General features: G+C 73.8%; 18 protein-coding genes. 14 read left to right on the forward strand and 4 right to left on the reverse strand.

What is annotated here, in order from left to right:
• The first annotated feature begins 102 nt into the window (after nucleotides 1–102).
• Both UXQ13_RS15755 and UXQ13_RS15760 read left to right on the forward strand, forming a co-directional pair.
• A complete protein-coding gene (locus UXQ13_RS15755) occupies nucleotides 103–2478 on the forward strand; it encodes a transglycosylase domain-containing protein (RefSeq protein WP_336392527.1) in 2376 nt (791 codons plus the stop codon).
• A gap of 13 nt (nucleotides 2479–2491) precedes the next feature.
• A complete protein-coding gene (locus UXQ13_RS15760; protein ID WP_225233691.1) occupies nucleotides 2492–4222 on the forward strand; it encodes a glycosyltransferase family 87 protein in 1731 nt (576 codons plus the stop codon).
• On the opposite strand, the gene UXQ13_RS15765 is transcribed toward UXQ13_RS15760, so the two are convergent.
• A complete protein-coding gene (locus tag UXQ13_RS15765) occupies nucleotides 4112–4903 on the reverse strand; it encodes a deoxyribonuclease IV (RefSeq protein WP_225233690.1) in 792 nt (263 codons plus the stop codon). The genes UXQ13_RS15760 and UXQ13_RS15765 overlap by 111 nt on opposite strands.
• A gap of 167 nt (nucleotides 4904–5070) precedes the next feature.
• Between UXQ13_RS15765 and UXQ13_RS15770 the strand changes: the two genes are divergently transcribed.
• The 8 genes from UXQ13_RS15770 to UXQ13_RS15805 all read left to right on the forward strand — a co-directional run bounded on the left by UXQ13_RS15770 (nucleotide 5071) and on the right by UXQ13_RS15805 (nucleotide 10746).
• Complete coding sequence (locus UXQ13_RS15770) at nucleotides 5071–6102, forward strand: hypothetical protein (RefSeq protein WP_225233689.1); 1032 nt, start codon at nucleotides 5071–5073, stop codon at nucleotides 6100–6102.
• A 128-nt stretch (nucleotides 6103–6230) separates the two neighbouring features.
• Nucleotides 6231–6518, forward strand: a complete 288-nt coding sequence (rpsF, locus tag UXQ13_RS15775; protein ID WP_225233688.1) for a 30S ribosomal protein S6 — start codon at nucleotides 6231–6233, stop codon at nucleotides 6516–6518.
• 2 nt (nucleotides 6519–6520) lie between these two features.
• Nucleotides 6521–7027 carry a single-stranded DNA-binding protein gene (locus tag UXQ13_RS15780; protein WP_336392528.1) on the forward strand — a complete coding sequence of 169 codons (507 nt, stop codon included), beginning with the start codon at nucleotides 6521–6523 and terminating at the stop codon, nucleotides 7025–7027.
• 26 nt (nucleotides 7028–7053) lie between these two features.
• The gene (rpsR, locus tag UXQ13_RS15785) at nucleotides 7054–7290 is read left to right on the forward strand and encodes a 30S ribosomal protein S18 (protein ID WP_056296079.1); all 237 of its coding nucleotides are present in this window, start codon (nucleotides 7054–7056) and stop codon (nucleotides 7288–7290) included.
• Between the two features lie 2 nt (nucleotides 7291–7292).
• Nucleotides 7293–7748, forward strand: coding sequence for a 50S ribosomal protein L9 (gene rplI / locus UXQ13_RS15790; protein ID WP_225233686.1), 456 nt, complete (start codon nucleotides 7293–7295; stop codon nucleotides 7746–7748).
• A 605-nt stretch (nucleotides 7749–8353) separates the two neighbouring features.
• Nucleotides 8354–9718 carry a replicative DNA helicase gene (gene dnaB / locus UXQ13_RS15795; RefSeq protein ID WP_225233685.1) on the forward strand — a complete coding sequence of 455 codons (1365 nt, stop codon included), beginning with the start codon at nucleotides 8354–8356 and terminating at the stop codon, nucleotides 9716–9718.
• Between the two features lie 67 nt (nucleotides 9719–9785).
• Nucleotides 9786–9926 carry a hypothetical protein gene (locus UXQ13_RS15800; protein ID WP_225233684.1) on the forward strand — a complete coding sequence of 47 codons (141 nt, stop codon included), beginning with the start codon at nucleotides 9786–9788 and terminating at the stop codon, nucleotides 9924–9926.
• A gap of 97 nt (nucleotides 9927–10023) precedes the next feature.
• Complete coding sequence (locus tag UXQ13_RS15805; protein WP_225233683.1) at nucleotides 10024–10746, forward strand: VOC family protein; 723 nt, start codon at nucleotides 10024–10026, stop codon at nucleotides 10744–10746.
• Here the strand turns inward: UXQ13_RS15805 and UXQ13_RS15810 are convergent.
• Nucleotides 10730–11188 (reverse strand): cupin domain-containing protein, encoded by a 459-nt coding sequence (locus UXQ13_RS15810; RefSeq protein ID WP_225233682.1) that lies wholly within the window; start codon nucleotides 11186–11188, stop codon nucleotides 10730–10732. The genes UXQ13_RS15805 and UXQ13_RS15810 overlap by 17 nt on opposite strands.
• Before the next feature lie 48 nt (nucleotides 11189–11236).
• Between UXQ13_RS15810 and UXQ13_RS15815 the strand changes: the two genes are divergently transcribed.
• A complete protein-coding gene (locus UXQ13_RS15815) occupies nucleotides 11237–12079 on the forward strand; it encodes an alpha/beta hydrolase fold domain-containing protein (protein ID WP_225233681.1) in 843 nt (280 codons plus the stop codon).
• A 298-nt stretch (nucleotides 12080–12377) separates the two neighbouring features.
• Here UXQ13_RS15815 and UXQ13_RS15820 read toward each other — a convergent pair whose 3' ends face one another.
• Nucleotides 12378–13049 (reverse strand): NUDIX hydrolase, encoded by a 672-nt coding sequence (locus UXQ13_RS15820; RefSeq protein WP_225233680.1) that lies wholly within the window; start codon nucleotides 13047–13049, stop codon nucleotides 12378–12380.
• A gap of 79 nt (nucleotides 13050–13128) precedes the next feature.
• On the opposite strand from UXQ13_RS15820, the gene UXQ13_RS15825 reads away from it, so the two are divergent.
• Both UXQ13_RS15825 and UXQ13_RS15830 read left to right on the forward strand, forming a co-directional pair.
• Entirely contained in the window at nucleotides 13129–14127 is a 999-nt protein-coding gene (locus UXQ13_RS15825) for an SPFH domain-containing protein (RefSeq protein WP_336392529.1), read from the forward strand.
• Entirely contained in the window at nucleotides 14124–15014 is an 891-nt protein-coding gene (locus tag UXQ13_RS15830; RefSeq protein ID WP_336392530.1) for an NAD(+)/NADH kinase, read from the forward strand. The genes UXQ13_RS15825 and UXQ13_RS15830 overlap by 4 nt, the downstream gene beginning before the upstream one ends.
• On the opposite strand, the gene UXQ13_RS15835 is transcribed toward UXQ13_RS15830, so the two are convergent.
• Entirely contained in the window at nucleotides 15011–15601 is a 591-nt protein-coding gene (locus UXQ13_RS15835; protein WP_225233677.1) for a class I SAM-dependent DNA methyltransferase, read from the reverse strand. The two genes, UXQ13_RS15830 and UXQ13_RS15835, sit on opposite strands and share 4 nt — an antisense overlap.
• A gap of 18 nt (nucleotides 15602–15619) precedes the next feature.
• Here UXQ13_RS15835 and UXQ13_RS15840 point away from each other — a divergent pair, with 18 nt between their 5' ends.
• Nucleotides 15620–16954 (forward strand): DNA polymerase IV, encoded by a 1335-nt coding sequence (locus tag UXQ13_RS15840; protein ID WP_225233676.1) that lies wholly within the window; start codon nucleotides 15620–15622, stop codon nucleotides 16952–16954.

Genomic DNA, 16954 nt, shown 5'->3' on the forward strand with positions numbered 1-16954 from the left:
ACAGCTCCACCCGTCATCCTGGACCCGGCACCCCGGGTCCCACCCGGGTCGCCGGGACGTCCGACGTCCGCCGCCCACCGACTCGAGAGAGGGGCCACCGCCGTGCCTCCCCACGACGACACCTCACCCGTCGGGCTGCCCGCCGGCTCCGTCCGCCGACCCCCGCCCGCCCGGGCCACCCGCTCCGGTGGCGGCGGTGGGCGACCCGACCCCCGGCGCCCGGACCCGCGCACGGCCAAGCGGGCCGACCGCGGCCGGACGACGGCATCCCGCACCGGTGACGGCCCGAAGGTCTCCGCCCGGCCGGCCGGCAAGAAGCGCGGCAAGGGCAAGCGGACGGCGAAGCAGAAGCGCCGGCGTATCTACAAGGTCCTCGCGTCCCTGGTCGTCGGCGGCCTGGTGCTGCTCGGCGTCTTCGTCGGCGTGGTCTACGCCAACACCACGGTGCCCAGCCTGGACGACGTCTCGCAGGCCCAGACCACGATCGTCTACTACTCCGACGGCACCACCGAGATGGCCCGGCTGGGCTCGGAGAACCGGATCGCGGTGACGCTGGACCAGGTGTCCGAGCCGGCCCGCGAGGCGATCCTGGCCGCGGAGAACCGCAACTTCTACGACGACCCCGGCATCTCGATCACCGGCATCGCCCGGGCGGCCTGGAACAACCTGACCGGTGGGTCGACGCAGGGCGGGTCGACGATCACCCAGCAGTACGTGAAGAACACCCTGCTGACGGCGGACCAGACGTTCAGCCGCAAGTTCCAGGAGCTGTTCCTGGCGGTGAAGCTGGACAACAACTACTCCAAGGACGAGATCCTCGAGGGGTACCTCAACACCATCTACTTCGGCCGCGGTGCCTACGGCATCCAGGCCGCCGCGCAGACCTACTTCGGGGTCGACGCCAGCGCGCTGACCGCCCAGCAGGGCGCCGTCCTCGCCGTCCTGGTCCGCAGCCCCAGCGCCTACGACCCGGCCAACAACCCCGAGGGCTCCCAGGACCGGTGGGGCCTGGTGCTGGACGGCATGGTCGAGCAGGGCTGGCTCAGCTCCGGGGACCGCAGCGCGTCCACCTACCCGGCCGTGCTGCCGGTGACCGGGTCTTCCCTGGGCCTGCCCGACGGCCCCGAGGGGCTGATCGTGCAGCAGGCGCTGGCGGAGATGCAGACCCGGCTGGACCTGACCCAGGACCAGGTGCTCAGCGGCGGCTACCGGATCACCACCACGGTCAACCCGACCTACCAGCAGGCGGCCGTGGAGACGGTGAACTCGGTGATGGAGGGCGAGCCCGAGACGCTGCGCCAGGCCCTCGTCGCCGTCGACCCCCGCACCGGCGCCGTGCTCGCCTACTACGGCGGCACCAGCGGCACCGGGTTCGACTACGCGCAGGCGCAGCGGCCGCCGGGCTCGTCGTTCAAGCCCTACGCGATGGCCACCGCGCTGGAGCAGGGCATCGCGATCAACTCCCGGCGCGACGGCAGCTCGCCGCAGACCTTCCCCGACCGCACCCAGCCGGTCCGCAACTCCGGGGGCGCCTCCTGCGCCTCCTGCACGCTGGTGCAGGCGATGACCCGGTCGCTGAACACGACGTTCTACGGGTTGGCCTACGAGGTCGGCCCGGACAACGTAAGGACGACGGCGCTGGCCGCCATGGGCCTGGGCGACACCTGGCAGGGCGGCACGCTGGACGGCGCGAAGGTCCTGGCCAACCGGGAGGGCTTCACCGGTGCCGCGATCGGCATCGGTGAGTACGAGGTGCGCCCGGTCGACCAGGCAGTCGGCTTCGCCACCCTCGCCAACGGCGGGGTCCGGCACGCCACGCACTACATCGCCCAGGTCACCGACTCCGAGGGCGGCCTCGTCGTCACCCCCGAGTCGGTGGTCGACGCCGGCACCCAGGCCATCCCGGCCGAGGTCGCCAGCGACACCACGCTGTCCACCGAGGGCGTCGCCGAGTACTCCCGGCGCAGCCTGGACGACGACCGCCCGGTGGCCAGCAAGACCGGTACCCAGGGCCTGCAGGGCAGCGTCAGCGACAACACCGACGCCTGGATGGTCGGGTACACCCCGTCGATCTCGACGGCGGTGTGGATGGGGTCGGACACCCCGTCAGCGATCGAGAACGCCGACGGCGGCCCGATCTTCGGCTCCGGGCTGCCCGGGCAGATCTGGCAGGAGTTCATGGACCGGGTGCTCGACGGCACACCGGTCGAGGACCTGCCGACCGAGCAGATCATCGACGGGGACACCGGCAACTCGGTGCCCGAGGAGACGACGCAGGCCCCGGTCACCACGTCGCAGGCCCCCCGTCCGACGTCCGAGGCCCCGGAGACCACCACCCAGGCTCCGGTGACCACCACGCCGGCCCCGGTGACCACGACGCCGGCCCCGACGACGACGGCGGCGCCCACCACGACGACGCCGACGACCACCGTCGCCCCACCGGGTGCGGTCATCCCGCCGGGCCAGCCGACGCGTTAGGCACACTGACCCGGTGAGCACGCAGGACACGGGCCCGTCCTCGGCCGACCAGCCGGAGGGCGGGCCCGTCCCGTCCCCGGCGCAGGTCGGGACGCAGGTCAGCGAGCCGCCGCAGGTGGCCGCGCCGCCGTGGCCGGACCGGGTGGTGCCCACCTGGACCGACCGGGTGGTTGCGCAGGCCAGCGAGGCGTTCGGCGGCCCGTGGGGCCGGCACGCGGTCACCGGGCGGGCGCTGTTCTGGACCCCGCTGCGGATCGCGCTGCTGTTCACCGTGCTCGGCCTCGCGCTGGCCTGGGCCAAGCAGAACCCGTGCGCGGACGGCAACTGGGTGGGCTCCAAGCAGTACACCCACTTCTGCTACTCCGACACCGTGCCGCTGTTCGGCCTGCGCGGCCTGGACACCGGCCAGGTGCCCTACCTGGACTCCGCGATGGAGTACCCGGTGCTCACCGGCGGCTTCATGTGGCTGGCCGCCGTGCTGTCCCGCGGCTACGACTCGCTGGCCCAGGCGGTCGGGCTGCTGCCGACCGTGGTGCCGGTGCAGAGCTACTACGTCGTCACCTGCCTGATGCTCAGCGTCTGCGCGCTGCTGATCACCCGCTCGGTGGTCGGGCTGGCCGGGCGCCGGCCCTGGGACGCCGCCATGGTCGGCCTGTCACCGCTGCTGGTCGTGCATGCCTTCACCAACTGGGACCTGTTCGCCGTCGCCCTGGCCTCGCTGGCCATGTGGGCGTGGGCCACCCGGCACCCGGTGCTGGCCGGCGCGCTCATCGGCCTGGGGACGGCGGCCAAGCTCTACCCGGTGCTGCTGCTCGGCGTCCTGCTGGTGCTGTGCCTGCGGGCCGGGCGGCTGCAGGTCTGGGCCGGCACCGCCCTGGCGGCGGCCGCCGCCTGGCTGGTGGTGAACGTGCCGATCGCGCTCCTGGCACCGGAGAACTGGCGGCTGTTCTTCAGCCTCAACGACAGCCGCCCGGCCGACCCGGACACGCTGTGGAACATCGCCCTGGCCGCCACCGACGACGCGCTGTTCGACGGCCCGCTCGACCCCGGTCAGAGCCCGACGGTGCTCAACACCTGGGTCGCGGTCGCCACGCTGCTGGTCTGCGCCGCGGTCGGCTGGCTGGCGCTGTCGGCCCCGGTGCGGCCCCGGGTCGCCCAGCTCGCGTTCCTGCTGGTGGCCGGGTTCCTGCTGGTCAACAAGGTGTGGAGCCCGCAGTACTCGCTGTGGCTGCTCCCGCTGGCCGTGCTGGCCCGACCGGCCTGGCAGTCGCTGCTGCTCTGGCAGGCCACCGAGGCCGTGCTGTGGGTGCCCCGCCTGCTCTGGTACCTGGGCACCGAGAACAAGGGCATCGACGTCCAGTGGTTCTTCCTGGCCGTGGGCGTGCGCGACGTCGCCGTCGTGGTGCTCATGGCGCTGGTCGTGCGCGACGTGTGGCACCCCGAGCTGGACCGGGTGCGGCGGAGCTGGCCGGGCACCGACGACCCGGCCGGGGGCATCCTCGACCACACCGCCGACCGCTTCCGGCTGCGGCTGCGCACACCGCGGTCCTCCGGACCGCACCGCGACCAGGAGCCCGCTCCGCTCGGGTCGAGCGCGTCCGTCGATCGATCGGGGACCCTCCGGGCCCCCTCCTCACGACAGGGCGTCCCGGACCAGGCTGATCTCCCCGGCGTGCGAGGCGACGTCGCCGGGGGTCTCGAGGACGACGGGGCAGCCGGCGGTCCGCGCCACCTCCAGGAGTAGCTCGACCGGGATCGAGCCCTCCCCCAGCGGGGCGTGCCGGTCCCGGTTCGACCCGGCCTCGTCGCGGCTGTCGTTGAGGTGCACCAGGTCGATGCGGCCGGTGATCGCCCGGACGTCCTCGACCACCGTGCCCAGGTCCCAGCCGGCGGCCCAGGCGTGGCAGGTGTCCAGGACGAACCCGGCGCCGAACTCGCCGACGGCCTCCCACAGCCGGGCCAGCGCCTCGAGCTCGCGGGCCATGGCCTTGTCCCCGCCGGCGGTGTTCTCGATCAGCACCGGCACCGGGAAGCCGCCGTCCCGGGCCTGCCGCTCGAAGAGCTTGCGCCAGTTGTCGAACCCGGCCACCGGGTCGTCCTTGCCGGTCACGTGCCCGCCGTGCACGACCATCCCGGCCGCCCCGATCGCCGCCGAGGCAGCGGCGTGCTGGCCCAGCAGCTTGCGGCTGGGGATCCGGATCCGGTTGTTGGTCGAGGCGACGTTGAGCACGTAGGGCGCGTGCACGAACACCACGACGTCCGAGGCCTGCAGCTGCTCGGCGTCCGGGCGCGGGGCCGGGGCCTTCCAGTCCTGCGGGTCGGCCAGGAACACCTGGACGGCGGTGGCGTCGACCTCGGCGGCGCGCGCCAGCACCCCGCCGTCCTCGACCTCGCCGGACTCCGTGAGCCCGGATCCGACGTGCACTCCTACCGGGTGTGACGACATACCCCCGAACGTAGGCGGTGGGGGTGACATCGAGATGCGCGCGTATCTCCCAGGTCACACACTCGTTGTCGCACGTGATAGGTGTTACCCGCAGGTACTGCCAGTGTGGGCAGCCGCGGTGGGGTCTCGACGGAGAGGCGCAGGACATGCAGAGCGGACGGATCGGCCGGTCGGCCAGGCGCGGCATCGCCGTGCTGACGCTGGGGTGGCTGCTGGCGATGGTCGGCTCGGTGCTCGCCACCCCGCCCGCCCAGGCGGCGCCCACGGCCACGGTGGAGATCAGGACGCTCACCCCGCCGGTGGTGAGCCTGGACGCCGGTGGCACCGCCACCTTCGTCAACTCGGTCGCCTCCTACCCGGCGCAGCTCACCCTGCCCGTGGTCGGCACCCTGGGCGGCACGGTCTACACCGACATCTCCGTCACCTTCAACGGCTCCACGAAGGCCCTGCAGCCCGGCCAGTCCGCGGCCTACACCTTCCCGGCCAGCACGGTCGGCGCGATCACCTACACCTACCGCGTGGTCCCCGCCGCCAACACCCCGGGCGCCCTCGTCGGCCAGCTGGTCAACGGCATCATCGCTACGCTGCCGGCGCTGCCGGTCGGCACCCCGTTCGTGGTCAACACCCTCGTTCCCCTGCCGAACCTGCCCTCGGCCAACCTGCCCCAGCTGCCGCCGGTGGCCGTCGCCGTGCCGGGCGTCCCCTCCGCCGCCGTGCCGGCCCCGCAGGTCCCGGGCACCTCGGCCCCGGTGGCCGAGGCGCCGGCCGCGGAGGCCCCCGCCGCCGAGGCGCCGACGACCGACGGCACCGGCTACACCTACGGCCTGCCGGGCTCGGCCGGCCAGCTCGCCCCGCTGGACACCTCCGCGGCGGCGGCGTTCGACCCGTCCCGCTTCGTGTTCAGCGACGCGGCCTCCTCGGCCGGCGGCAGCGGCGGCGGCGGCGTGCCGGGCAGCTACGACGGCGCCTCGGTGCCGGTGTTCGGCCAGCTCGCCGGCCTCGACGGCTCGAGCCTGTCCGGCAGCGGCGACGACGTCGAGATCGCCTCGGACTCCTCGGCCAGCACCCCGGACCCGGCGCTGTCGGTGCCGGCCCTGGCCGCGGTGATCGCCCTGGCCGGCGTGACCGCGGCGCTGGTCCGCACCCACCTGGGCCAGCGGGCGGCCTCCCGCAGCTAGCTGCTGGTACCTTCGGCGGTGCGCGTCCGGTCGGTCGTCCCTTCGACCTGCCCGGACGCGCGACGCGTGCAAGCCCTCCTGCTGCAGATCTCCTGCAGCCGCCAAGACCAGAGGAGGTGGGGTTCTCCGTGCGTCACTACGAATTGATGATCATCCTCGATCCCGAGCTGGAGGAGCGAACCATCGCTCCCAGCCTGGACCGGTTCCTCTCCGTCGTCACCAACTCCGGTGGCACCGTGAAGACCGAGATCTGGGGCCGTCGCCGCCTGGCGTACGAGATCAAGAAGAACGCCGAGGGCATCTACGCCATCGTCGACATCCAGGCCGAGCCCGCAGCGGTCGCCGAGCTGGACCGTCAGCTCAACCTGAACGAGTCCATCCTGCGCACGAAGCTGATGCGGCCCGAGGTCCACTGACCATGGCCGGCGAAACCGTCATCACCGTCATCGGCAACCTCACCGCCGACCCGGAGTTGCGATTCACGCCGTCCGGCGCCGCCGTCGCGAACTTCACCGTGGCCTCCACGCCGCGGACCTTCGACCGTCAGACGTCGGAGTGGAAGGACGGCGAGGCCCTCTTCCTGCGGTGCAACGTGTGGCGGCAGGCGGCCGAGAACGTCGCCGAGTCCCTCACCCGTGGCTCCCGGGTCATCGTCAGCGGTCGGTTGAAGCAGCGTTCCTTCGACACGAAGGAAGGCGAGAAGCGCACCGTCATCGAGCTCGAGGTCGACGAGATCGGCCCCTCGCTCCGCTACGCCACCGCGAAGGTCACCAAGGCCAACCGCGGCGGCGACGGCGGGGGCGGGTTCGGCGGCGGCTCCGGCGGCGGTGGGGGCTTCAGCTCCTCCGGCGGCGGGGGCGGCAGCTCCTCCAGCAGCGACCCCTGGTCGACCCCGGCATCGTCGTCCGACGAGCCCCCCTTCTGATCTCGCAAGCCTAGAAAGAGAACCCTGTGCCCAAGCCTCCCATTCGCAAGCCGAAGAAGAAGGTCTGCCAGTTCTGCAAGGACAAGGCGACCGGCGTCGACTACAAGGACACGACCCTGCTGCGGAAGTTCATCTCCGACCGCGGCAAGATCCGTGCCCGTCGCGTCAGCGGCAACTGCTCCCAGCACCAGCGCGACGTCGCCGTGGCCGTGAAGAACAGCCGCGAGATGGCCCTGCTGCCCTACACCTCCACGGCGCGCTGACCATGAGCGCATCGAAGTTGATCCTGACCCAGGAGGTCACCGGCCTCGGTTCCGCCGGGGACACCGTCGAGGTGAAGGGCGGGTACGCCCGCAACTACCTCCTGCCCCGCGGCCTGGCCATCAAGGCCACCCGCGGTGCCGAGAAGCAGGTCGCCGGGCTGCGCCGGGCGCGTGCCGCCCGCGACGTGGCCACGCTGGACGAGGCCAAGCAGGTCGCCGGCCAGCTGTCCTCGCTGACCGTCACGGTCCCGGCCAAGGCCGGCAACGGCGGTCGGCTGTTCGGCTCGATCACCACGGCCGACGTCGTCGCCGCGGTGACCGCCGCCGGTGGTCCCGCGCTGGACCGTCGCCGGGTCGAGCTGCCCAGCTCGATCAAGTCGACCGGCTCGCACACCGTCACGGTGCGCGTGCACCCCGAGGTCAGCGCCACGCTGGCCATCGAGGTCGTCGCCGCGTAGTCACCACCTCGCTCGTCCCGCAGGGGGCGTCGGACCTCGCGGTCCGGCGCCCCCTGCGGCGTTCCCCTGGCCTTCCCCGCGGCGTGGATCGGGTGGGACGACCGACGTGCGTCCTCCGCCACCGACGTCGACGGCGGAGGATGCACACCGGTCGTCGTAGCTGATCCACCCCCGGCGCAGGGGGCGGTGGGACGGGTGTGACAGGTGGGCCGGCGCCGGTGGTGAGGTGTTGTGGACGGTGCCCTGCGCGACGCGCCCGGGTGACTCCGGGGGCACGATATTTCTTCCGTCCACAGGCCGTGCGCAGGAGACGGGCAGGTGACGGGGGCTGGGCCAGCGGATGACGGTGGCCCGTCCCGGGTCCCTCCACACGCTGGCCGCCTCCGTCCACGGCTCTGTCCCCAGGTTGTGCAGAGGCCTGTGCACAGCGCTCGTGGACGACGGCCCACCGGCTGCCTAGCGTCACCCGGGAATCCACCGCGCGGGGTGGTCTGCACCGGTTCTGTCGGTGCCCCGCGCTACGAAGGACGACGACGGACGGGGCACCCCGCGGTGACCCCGTCCCGGTAGGCGCGCGCAACAGATGGGGGCTCACGACAGTGGCAGTGCTCGACGACATCAGCAGGCCGGTGGCCTCGGCCCCGCAGTACGACCGCCAGCCCCCCCAGGACGTCGCTGCCGAGCAGTCGGTGCTCGGCGGCATGCTGCTGAGCAAGGACGCCATCGCCGACGTCGTGGAGGTCCTGCACGGCGCGGACTTCTACCGCCCGGCGCACCAGATCGTCTTCGACTGCATCCTCGACCTCTACGGCCGCGGCGAGCCCGCCGACGCGATCACCGTCTCCGCCGAGCTCAACCGCACCGACCAGCTGTCCAAGATGGGCGGCGCGGTCTACCTGCACACGCTCATCCAGTCCACGCCCACCGCGGCCAACGCCGGCTACTACGCCGCGATCGTGGCCGAGCAGGCCGTGCTGCGCCGCCTGGTCGAGGCCGGCACCCGGGTGGTCCAGCTCGGCTACGGCGCGGCCGGCGGCAAGGGCGACGTCGACGACATCGTCGACCGGGCGCAGCAGGAGATCTACGACGTCACCGAGAAGCGGATGAGCGAGGACTACTCGCGCCTCGAGGACGTCCTGCAGCCCACCATGGACGAGCTGGACGCGATCGCCAGCCGCGGTGGCACCGCCCGCGGCGTGCCCACCGGCATCCGCGACCTCGACGAGCTGACCAACGGCCTGCAGGCCGGCCAGATGATCGTCATCGCCGCCCGACCCGGCGTGGGGAAGTCGACCCTCGGGCTGGACATCGCCCGCAACGCCTCGGTCAAGCACCACCAGGCCGCCTGCATCTTCTCCCTGGAGATGAGCAAGCACGAGATCACCATGCGTCTGCTGTCGGCCGAGGCGAAGGTGCCGCTGCACCACATGCGCGCGGGCTCGCTCAGCGACGAGGACTGGTCCAAGCTGGCCCGCCGGATGGGCGAGGTCGCCGACGCCCCGCTCTACATCGACGACTCCCCGAACATGACGATGATGGAGATCCGGGCCAAGGCCCGGCGGCTCAAGCAGCGCAACGACCTGAAGCTGGTGGTCATCGACTACCTGCAGCTGATGACGTCGGGCAAGCGGGTCGAGTCCCGTCAGCAGGAGGTCTCGGAGTTCTCCCGTGCGCTCAAGCTGCTGGCCAAGGAGCTCGAGGTCCCGGTGATCGCGATGAGCCAGCTGAACCGTGGGTCCGAGCAGCGCCAGGACAAGAAGCCGATGCTGTCGGACCTGCGTGAGTCCGGCTCCATCGAGCAGGACGCCGACATGGTCATGATGATCCACCGCGAGGACATGTACGAGAAGGAGTCCCCGCGGGCCGGCGAGGCCGACATCATGCTGGTCAAGCACCGCAACGGCCCCACCGCCAACGTCACGGTCGCCTTCCAGGGCCACTACTCCCGCTTCGTGGACATGGCCAACTGACCCGGTAAAAGCGGTGGCGCCGGGCGGGCCGGCCGTGCGCTGATGGCGGCCGGTGTCGACCTGGACCGTGAGCGGGACGCCCTGGGGTGGCTGGCCGGGGTGCACCCGGTCCCCGCCGTGGAAGGCGCTGATCACCGGTCCGGACTCCCTGCTCCAGGCGGAGCAGCAGCGCGCCCTCGCCGCCCTCCTCACCGACCGCTCGATGTGACATCGCGTCGGGTCCGCGTGTCCGGATCCGACGACGTGCCACATCGAGGGGTGTCCGCCGTCCAGGCTGTCGGAGGGGCCGGGCAGCATGTCCGGACGTGGACGATCCCCCGCAGGCCCTGACCCGGACGCAGGCGCAGGAGGCGGTGGAGGGCATCGGGTGGCGGTTGCTGCTCGGCGAGCTGGTCACCGCCGTGCCGCTGGACTCCCTGGCCGAGGGCGCCGGGCTGCTGGCCGCGGTCACCGCCGACCTCGGTGCGCAGGGTGATGCGCACCTGCGGGCCGACCTGCGCCCGGACCACCTGCGCCTGACCCTGCAGGACCGGTCCCGCGGGGCGGTCACCGCCGCCGACGTCGACCTCGCGCGGCGGATCACCGCGGTGCTGGACCGCCCGGTGGCCCCGGTCGGCGACCGCCGGGTCGGCGATGCGCAGGAGCTCGAGATCGCCGTCGACGCCCTGGACATCCCCGCCGTCCGTCCGTTCTGGGCAGCGGTGCTGGCGATGGTGCCCCAGCCCGGGGACGACGAGGCGCTGGTCGACCCGGCGGGCCGGCTCCCGGCCGTCTGGTTCCAGCAGATGGACGCCGCCCGCCCGCAGCGCAACCGGATCCACCTCGACATCACCGTGCCGCACGACGTCGCGGACGCCCGCGTCGCGGCCGCGCTGGCCGCCGGCGGCACGCTGCTGTCCGACGACGAGGCCCGGGCGTTCTGGGTGCTGGCCGACCCAGAGGGCAACGAGGTCTGCGTCTGCACCTGGCAGGACCGGGATGCGCAGGACCGGGACGCGCCGTCCCCGGCGGTCAGTCCCGCAGGTTGAGCTGGTCGTACCGGGCGGCCAGCTCGTCGAGCTCCTCGGTCGTCGGCACCCGTCCGCCGGCCCGCAGCTCGACCATGCCGCGGAAGTAGTCCTCCCGCGGTGCGCCGGGTGTGAAGAGGATCAGGAACCGGCAGCCGGCGTCCTGGTCGGCCGCGTGGAAGCCGTGCACCCCCGACCGCGGCACGTAGACCAGGTCGCCGGGACCCGCCGTCGTCCAGGTGTCGCCGTCCAGCACGGCCAGCCGGCCCTCCAGGACGTGGAAGGACTCGCTGAACGTCCGGTGCACGTGCGGGCCCGGTCCGCCTCCGCCGGGCGGCAGGGTGACCTCGAACAGGCCGAAGTCGCCGCGGGTCTGCGCACCGGTGGCCACGAAGCGGGTCTGCCCGGCCACCTCCTGGTCCGCGTGCCGGGAGGTCGTCGCCGGGTCGGGGAGGTAGCTCACGGGTGCGTCCTACCCGAACCGCCGAGCCGGACGCACCGAACACCGGGCATGCGGATCAGCGACCGGGTGCAGGCCACGCTCATGCACGCGACCGCCCGGTGGACGGTCAGCTACGGCGAGCAGCTGCGGTTCGCGGGCTCGGACCTGCCCGACCCGGAGGTGGTCCGGGTCGACACCGCGCACGGCCGGGTGCCCGTGCACGTCTACGGCACGGGGACGACGGCGCACGTCCACCTGCACGGCGGCGCGTGGCTGATGCGGTACCCGCAGATGGACGACTGGTGGTGCCGCTACCTGGCCGCCACCACCGGGGCCGCGGTGCTCAACGTCGACTTCCGGACCGGTCCGCACGTCGCCTACCCGGTGGCCCAGGAGCAGGCGCACGCCGTCGCCGCCTGGGCGGCGGGCCGGTACGAGCGGGTGTCGGTGGGCGGTTTCTCCTCCGGCGGCGGGATGGCCGCGGCGGTGGCCCTGATGGCCCGTGACCGCGGGTCGTTCACCCCGGTCCTGCAGGTGCTGGGCATCCCCGCGCTGGACATGGCAGCCGAGGTGCCGGCCGGTGCCGGGATGATCTCCCCGGGCCTGCGCGGCCTGGTGCGCCGGGTCTACTTCCCCGACGTCGCCAGCCGCCGCGAGCCGTACGCCTCGCCGCTGCTGGCCCCCGACCTCACCGGGCTGCCGCCCGCGCTGGTGCTCACCGCCGAGCGGGACACCCTCCGCCCGGACGGCGTCCGCTACGTCGAGCGGCTGCGGGCGGCCGGCGTCGACGTCTGGCACCACGAGACCTCGGGGGTCGACCACTACTTCCTCACCGAGGACCCGGTGCGCGCCCGGGACACGATGGCCCAGGTCGCCGACCGCCTGCGGGCAGCCCTTGCCGGCGCGGCCTGATCCCGCCAGGGTGGCCGGCATGGCCATCGTCTGGGTCCGGCCGCTGGGGGAAGAAGGACCGCGCCGACCTGGGGGACGACGCGCCGGACGGCGAGATCCTGGGCGTCCGGGTCGCCGGCGAGGGGGAGAAGGCCGAGCTGCTCGCCGCCGAGCCCGAGGTCTGCTTCACCATCCCGCACTTCGACGGGTTCCCCGCCGTCCTGGTCCGGCTGGACGACGTCGCCGAGGACCTGCTCGCCGAGCTGGTCGTCGGCGCCTGGCGGTGCCGGGCGCCGAAGAAGCTGCTGGCCGACCGGCCCTAGGTGTCGGTGCGCAGCAGCGGCGGGTGCAGCTGGTCGGCGGTCCCGCGGCGGAAGAGCTGCGCGGGGCGGCCGCCGTCCCGGGTCGTCGTCTCCCCCGTGGCCGCCAGCAGGTCGGGGGTGCCGGTGACCTTGCGGTGGAAGTTGCGCGGGTCCAGGGCGCGGCCCCACACGACCTCGTAGACCCGGCGCAGCTGGGCGACGGTGAACTCGGCCGGGCAGAACGCCGTCCCCAGCGCGGTGTACTCGAGCTTGGCACGGGCCCGCTCGACGCCGTCGGCGAGCACCCGGTCGTGGTCGAAGGCCAGCCCGCGGGCCTCGTGCACCGGCACCCAGCGGGCCTCGGCGGCGTCGGACCCGGCGGTGGGCACCGGCTGGTCGGGCACCAGGGCCAGGTGCGCCACGGTCACCACCCGCTGGCGGGGGTCGCGGTCCGGCGCGCCGTAGGAGGCCAGCTGCTCCAGGTGGCCGACGACCAGGCCGGTCTCCTCGGCCAGCTCGCGCGCGGCCGCCGTCCCCAGGTCCTCGTCGGGGCGGACGAAACCGCCGGGCAGGGCGTCCTGCCCGGCGAACGGCTCGACCCCGCGGCGCACCAGCAGCACGCAGAGCTCGTCGGTGCGGACGGTCAGCACCACGAGGTCCACGGTCACCGCGAAGGAGGGATGCGCCACGCCGCCACCCTAGCGTCAAATTGACGACAAGCCCTCCTGCTGCTTATCGTCGTGCTGACGACAACCTCAGGAGGCAGACATGGCCGACATCGCCCGCTACCCCTTCGTGCGGCACCTGCGCGGCTCGGCGACCGCGCACGTCCAGCACGTCACCGCCGGCCGGCTGCGGCACGGCGGCACCGGCGCCAGCTTCTGGTTCCGCCCGCTGTCGGCGGTGCTCAGCGAGATCCCGGTCGACGACCGCGAGCTCCCGCTGCTGTTCCACGCCCGGACGGCGGACTTCCAGGACGTCACCGTGCAGATGACGCTGACCTTCCGGTTCGCCGACCCGGTGCTGGCCGCCGGTCGGGTCGACTTCTCCGTCGACCCGGACACCGGCACCTGGCGGGGCACCCCGCTGGAGCAGGTCGCCGGGCTGCTCACCGAGTCGGCCCAGCAGCACGCCATCGACCTGCTGGCCGGCGGCGTGCTGACCACGGTGCTCACCGCCGGGGTGGGCCCGGTGCGGGCGGCCGTGGCCGCCGGGCTGGCCGCCGACGCCCGGCTGGTGGAGACCGGCATCGCCGTGGTCGACGTCCGGGTGGTGGCGATCCGGCCCGAGCCCGAGATGGAGCGGGCGCTGCGGACGCCGACCCGCGAGCAGGTGCAGGCCGCCGCGGACGCCGCGACCTACGCCCGCCGGGCCACCGCCGTCGAGCGGGAGCGCGCGATCAGCGAGAACGAGCTGGCCAACCAGGTCGAGCTGGCCCGCCGCGAGGAGGAGCTGGTCGGCCAGCGCGGGGTGAACGCCCGCCGGGAGGCCGAGAACGCGGCCGAGGCGGCCGAGGTCGCGGCGGGGTCGAAGGCCCGGCGGGACCGCACCGCCATGGAGGTGGAGGCCGACCGCAAGCGGGTGCTCGGCGAGGCGACGGGCGCGGCCAACCGGGCGGAGCTGGCCGCCTGGGCCGAGCTGCCGATCGAGACGGTGCACGCGCTGGCGCTGCGGCAGCTGGCGAACAACCTGCCGCAGATCCAGAACCTCACCATCACCCCGGAGCTGCTGACCGGTCTGCTGGCCAAGCTGGGGGCACAGCGGTGAGCCTGGCGCCGCGGGTGGTGCTGGTGCACCGGGCCACCGAGCTGACCGAGGTGGTGGCCCGGCACGGCACCCGCGGGCAGGCGGCGTTCTTCCTGCGCAGCCGGGGGCGGGACGTCGAGGAGGTCGCCGCGCACGACGCCGCCCAGCGGGCCGCGGTGGCCGCTGCGCTGGCGCAGGTGCCGCTGGACTGGCGGCGGGGCAGCGTGGAGCGGGGCGACCTGCCGCGGTTCCTCTTCGCCCCGGACGACGTGGTGCTGGTGGTCGGCCAGGACGGGCTGGTGGCCAACGTGGCCAAGTACCTCGACGGCCAGCCGGTGGTGGGTGTCGACCCCGAGCCCGGCCGCAACGCCGGCGTCCTGGTCCGGCACCGGGCCGACGACGTCGCCGGCCTCCTGGCCCACCGGGACCGGGCCGACGAGCTGACCATGGTCGAGGCGCGAGCCGACGACGGGCAGGCCCTCACCGCGCTCAACGAGGTCTACCTGGGTCAGCCCACCCACCAGACGGCCCGGTACCGGCTGCGGGCGCCCGGCGGCGAGCCGGAGCGGCAGGCGTCGTCCGGGTTGCTGGTCTCCACCGGCACCGGGGCGACCGGCTGGTGCCGCTCCGCGGCGCTGGAGCGGCGCAGCGGGCTGGCGCTGCCCGGGCCCACGGACGACGCCCTGGCCTGGTTCGTCCGGGAGGCGTGGCCCTCGCCGGTCACCGGCACGACCTGCACCGAGGGCCTGCTGACCGGGGACCAGCGGCTCGCGCTGACCGTGGAGAGCGACCAGCTGGTGGTCTTCGGGGACGGCCTGGAGGACGACCACCTGACGCTGTCCTGGGGGCAGCAGGTGACCGTCGGCCGCTCGGCTCGCCGGCTGCGGCTGGTCCAGCCGGGGGTCTAGGCGGGGCGCAGGACGGCGACCAGGAAGTCCGACTGCGGCGTCCACGGGCGCAGGTCCCAGGTGGCCAGCAGCAGGTCCTCGGCCCAGCCGGTCGCCGCGGCGTCGGCGCGGAACTCGGCGAAGCCGTAGCCGCGGTGGTCGCCGAACCCGATCGCCAGCCGACCGGGCGGCTCCAGGTGGGCCAGCAGCCGGGCCAGCGCGTCCCGTCGCCGGTCCGGCGCCACGAAGGTGATCACGTTGCCGGCGCAGACGATGCCGTCGAACGTCGTCCCCAGGTCGAGCGTGGTCAGGTCGCCGACCAGCCAGGTCGGGCCGGGGTGGTCGGTGCGCGCGGCCGCGACGAGCACCGGGTCGCCGTCCACCCCGGTGACGACGTGCCCGACGCGGTGCAGCGCGCCGCCCACCCGGCCCGGGCCGCAGCCGGCGTCCAGCACCCGCGAGCCGCGCGGCAGCAGGGCGTCGACCAGCCGGGCCTCGCCGTCCAGGTCGGCGCCCTCGGCGGCCAGCGTGCGGAACCGGTCCACGTACCGCTGGGAGTGCTTGGGGTCCTCGGCGACGATCTCGGCCCAGCTCGCGTGGTCGGACATGCAGGCATCATCCATGGGGTGCGATCCGAGGCCAGCGTGCTCCACCTGGACCTGGACGCCTTCTTCGCCGCCGTCGAGCAGCGCGACAAGCCCTCGCTGCGCGGCAAGCCGGTGGTGGTCGGCGGGACCGGTGGCCGGGGCGTGGTCGCCACTGCCTCCTACGAGGCCCGCGCCTACGGGGCGCGCAGCGCGATGTCCAGCGGCGAGGCCCGCCGCCGGTGCCCCCCGGGGACGGCGTTCCTGGGCGGCCGGTTCGCCGCGTACTCCCTCACCTCGCGGGTGGTCATGGACCTGCTGCGCGAGCTGTCGCCGCTGGTCGAGCAGGTGAGCGTGGACGAGGCCTACGTCGACCTGGCCGCCGGCGGCCACGCCCTGGACGTCGAGTCGTTGACCGCGCTGGCGCACGACCTCAAGGAGCGGCTCCACACGGCCACCGGCGGCGTGCGCGGCTCGGTCGGCATCGCCTCGTCCAAGACGCTGGCCAAGATCGGCAGCGAGCTCGACAAGCCCGACGGCCTGCTGGTCATCCCCGCCGGCAGCGAGCTCGACGTGCTGCACCCGCTGCCGGTGCGGTCGCTGCCCGGCGTCGGCCCGGCCACCGGCGACCGGCTGTCCTCGGTCGGCGTCCGCACGGTCGCCGACCTGCACGAGCGGTCGCTGACCGACCTGGTCACCCTGGTCGGCCAGGCGCACGGGTCGGGGCTGTACCGCCTGGCCCGGGCGGACGACGACCGGCCGGTCGTGCCCGACCGCGAGGCCAAGAGCGTCTCCGCCGAGCGCACCTACGCCACCGACCTGACCGACCTCGCGACGCTGGAGCACGAGATCGGCTCGCTGGCCCAGCGGGTGGTGACCCGGCTGCAGAAGGACGGGACGGCGGGGCGCACCGTGACGCTGAAGTTCCGCCGCTACGACTTCACCACCCTCACCCGGTCCCAGACGCTGACCCAGCCCTTCGACGACGTCCGCACGGTCGCCGACGTCGCCCGCCGGCTGCTGGCCGGGATCGACCGCACCGGCGGGGTGCGGCTGCTCGGGGTCGGCGTCTCCGGCCTGGCCACCTATGTGCAGGGCGACCTGTTCGCCGAGGACCCCGAGCCGGTCGCCGACCTCGAGGAGGACATCGACGCCGTCCCGGAGCCCGAGGCCGTCCGGGCGGTCCCGGTGTGGCACCCGGGGCAGGACGTCGAGCACGCGGAGATGGGCCGGGGCTGGGTGTGGGGCAGCGGCCTCAACCGGGTCACCGTCCGGTTCGAGGGCCCGCGGACCGCCCCCGGACCGGTGCGCACCTACGCCGGGGACGACCCCGACCTGTCCCCCGCCGACCCACCGGACTGGCGCTCGGACGGGTGA

The organism is Klenkia terrae (assembly GCF_037083865.1).
In the GTDB taxonomy this organism is placed as follows: Bacteria; Actinomycetota; Actinomycetes; order Mycobacteriales; family Geodermatophilaceae; genus Klenkia; species Klenkia terrae.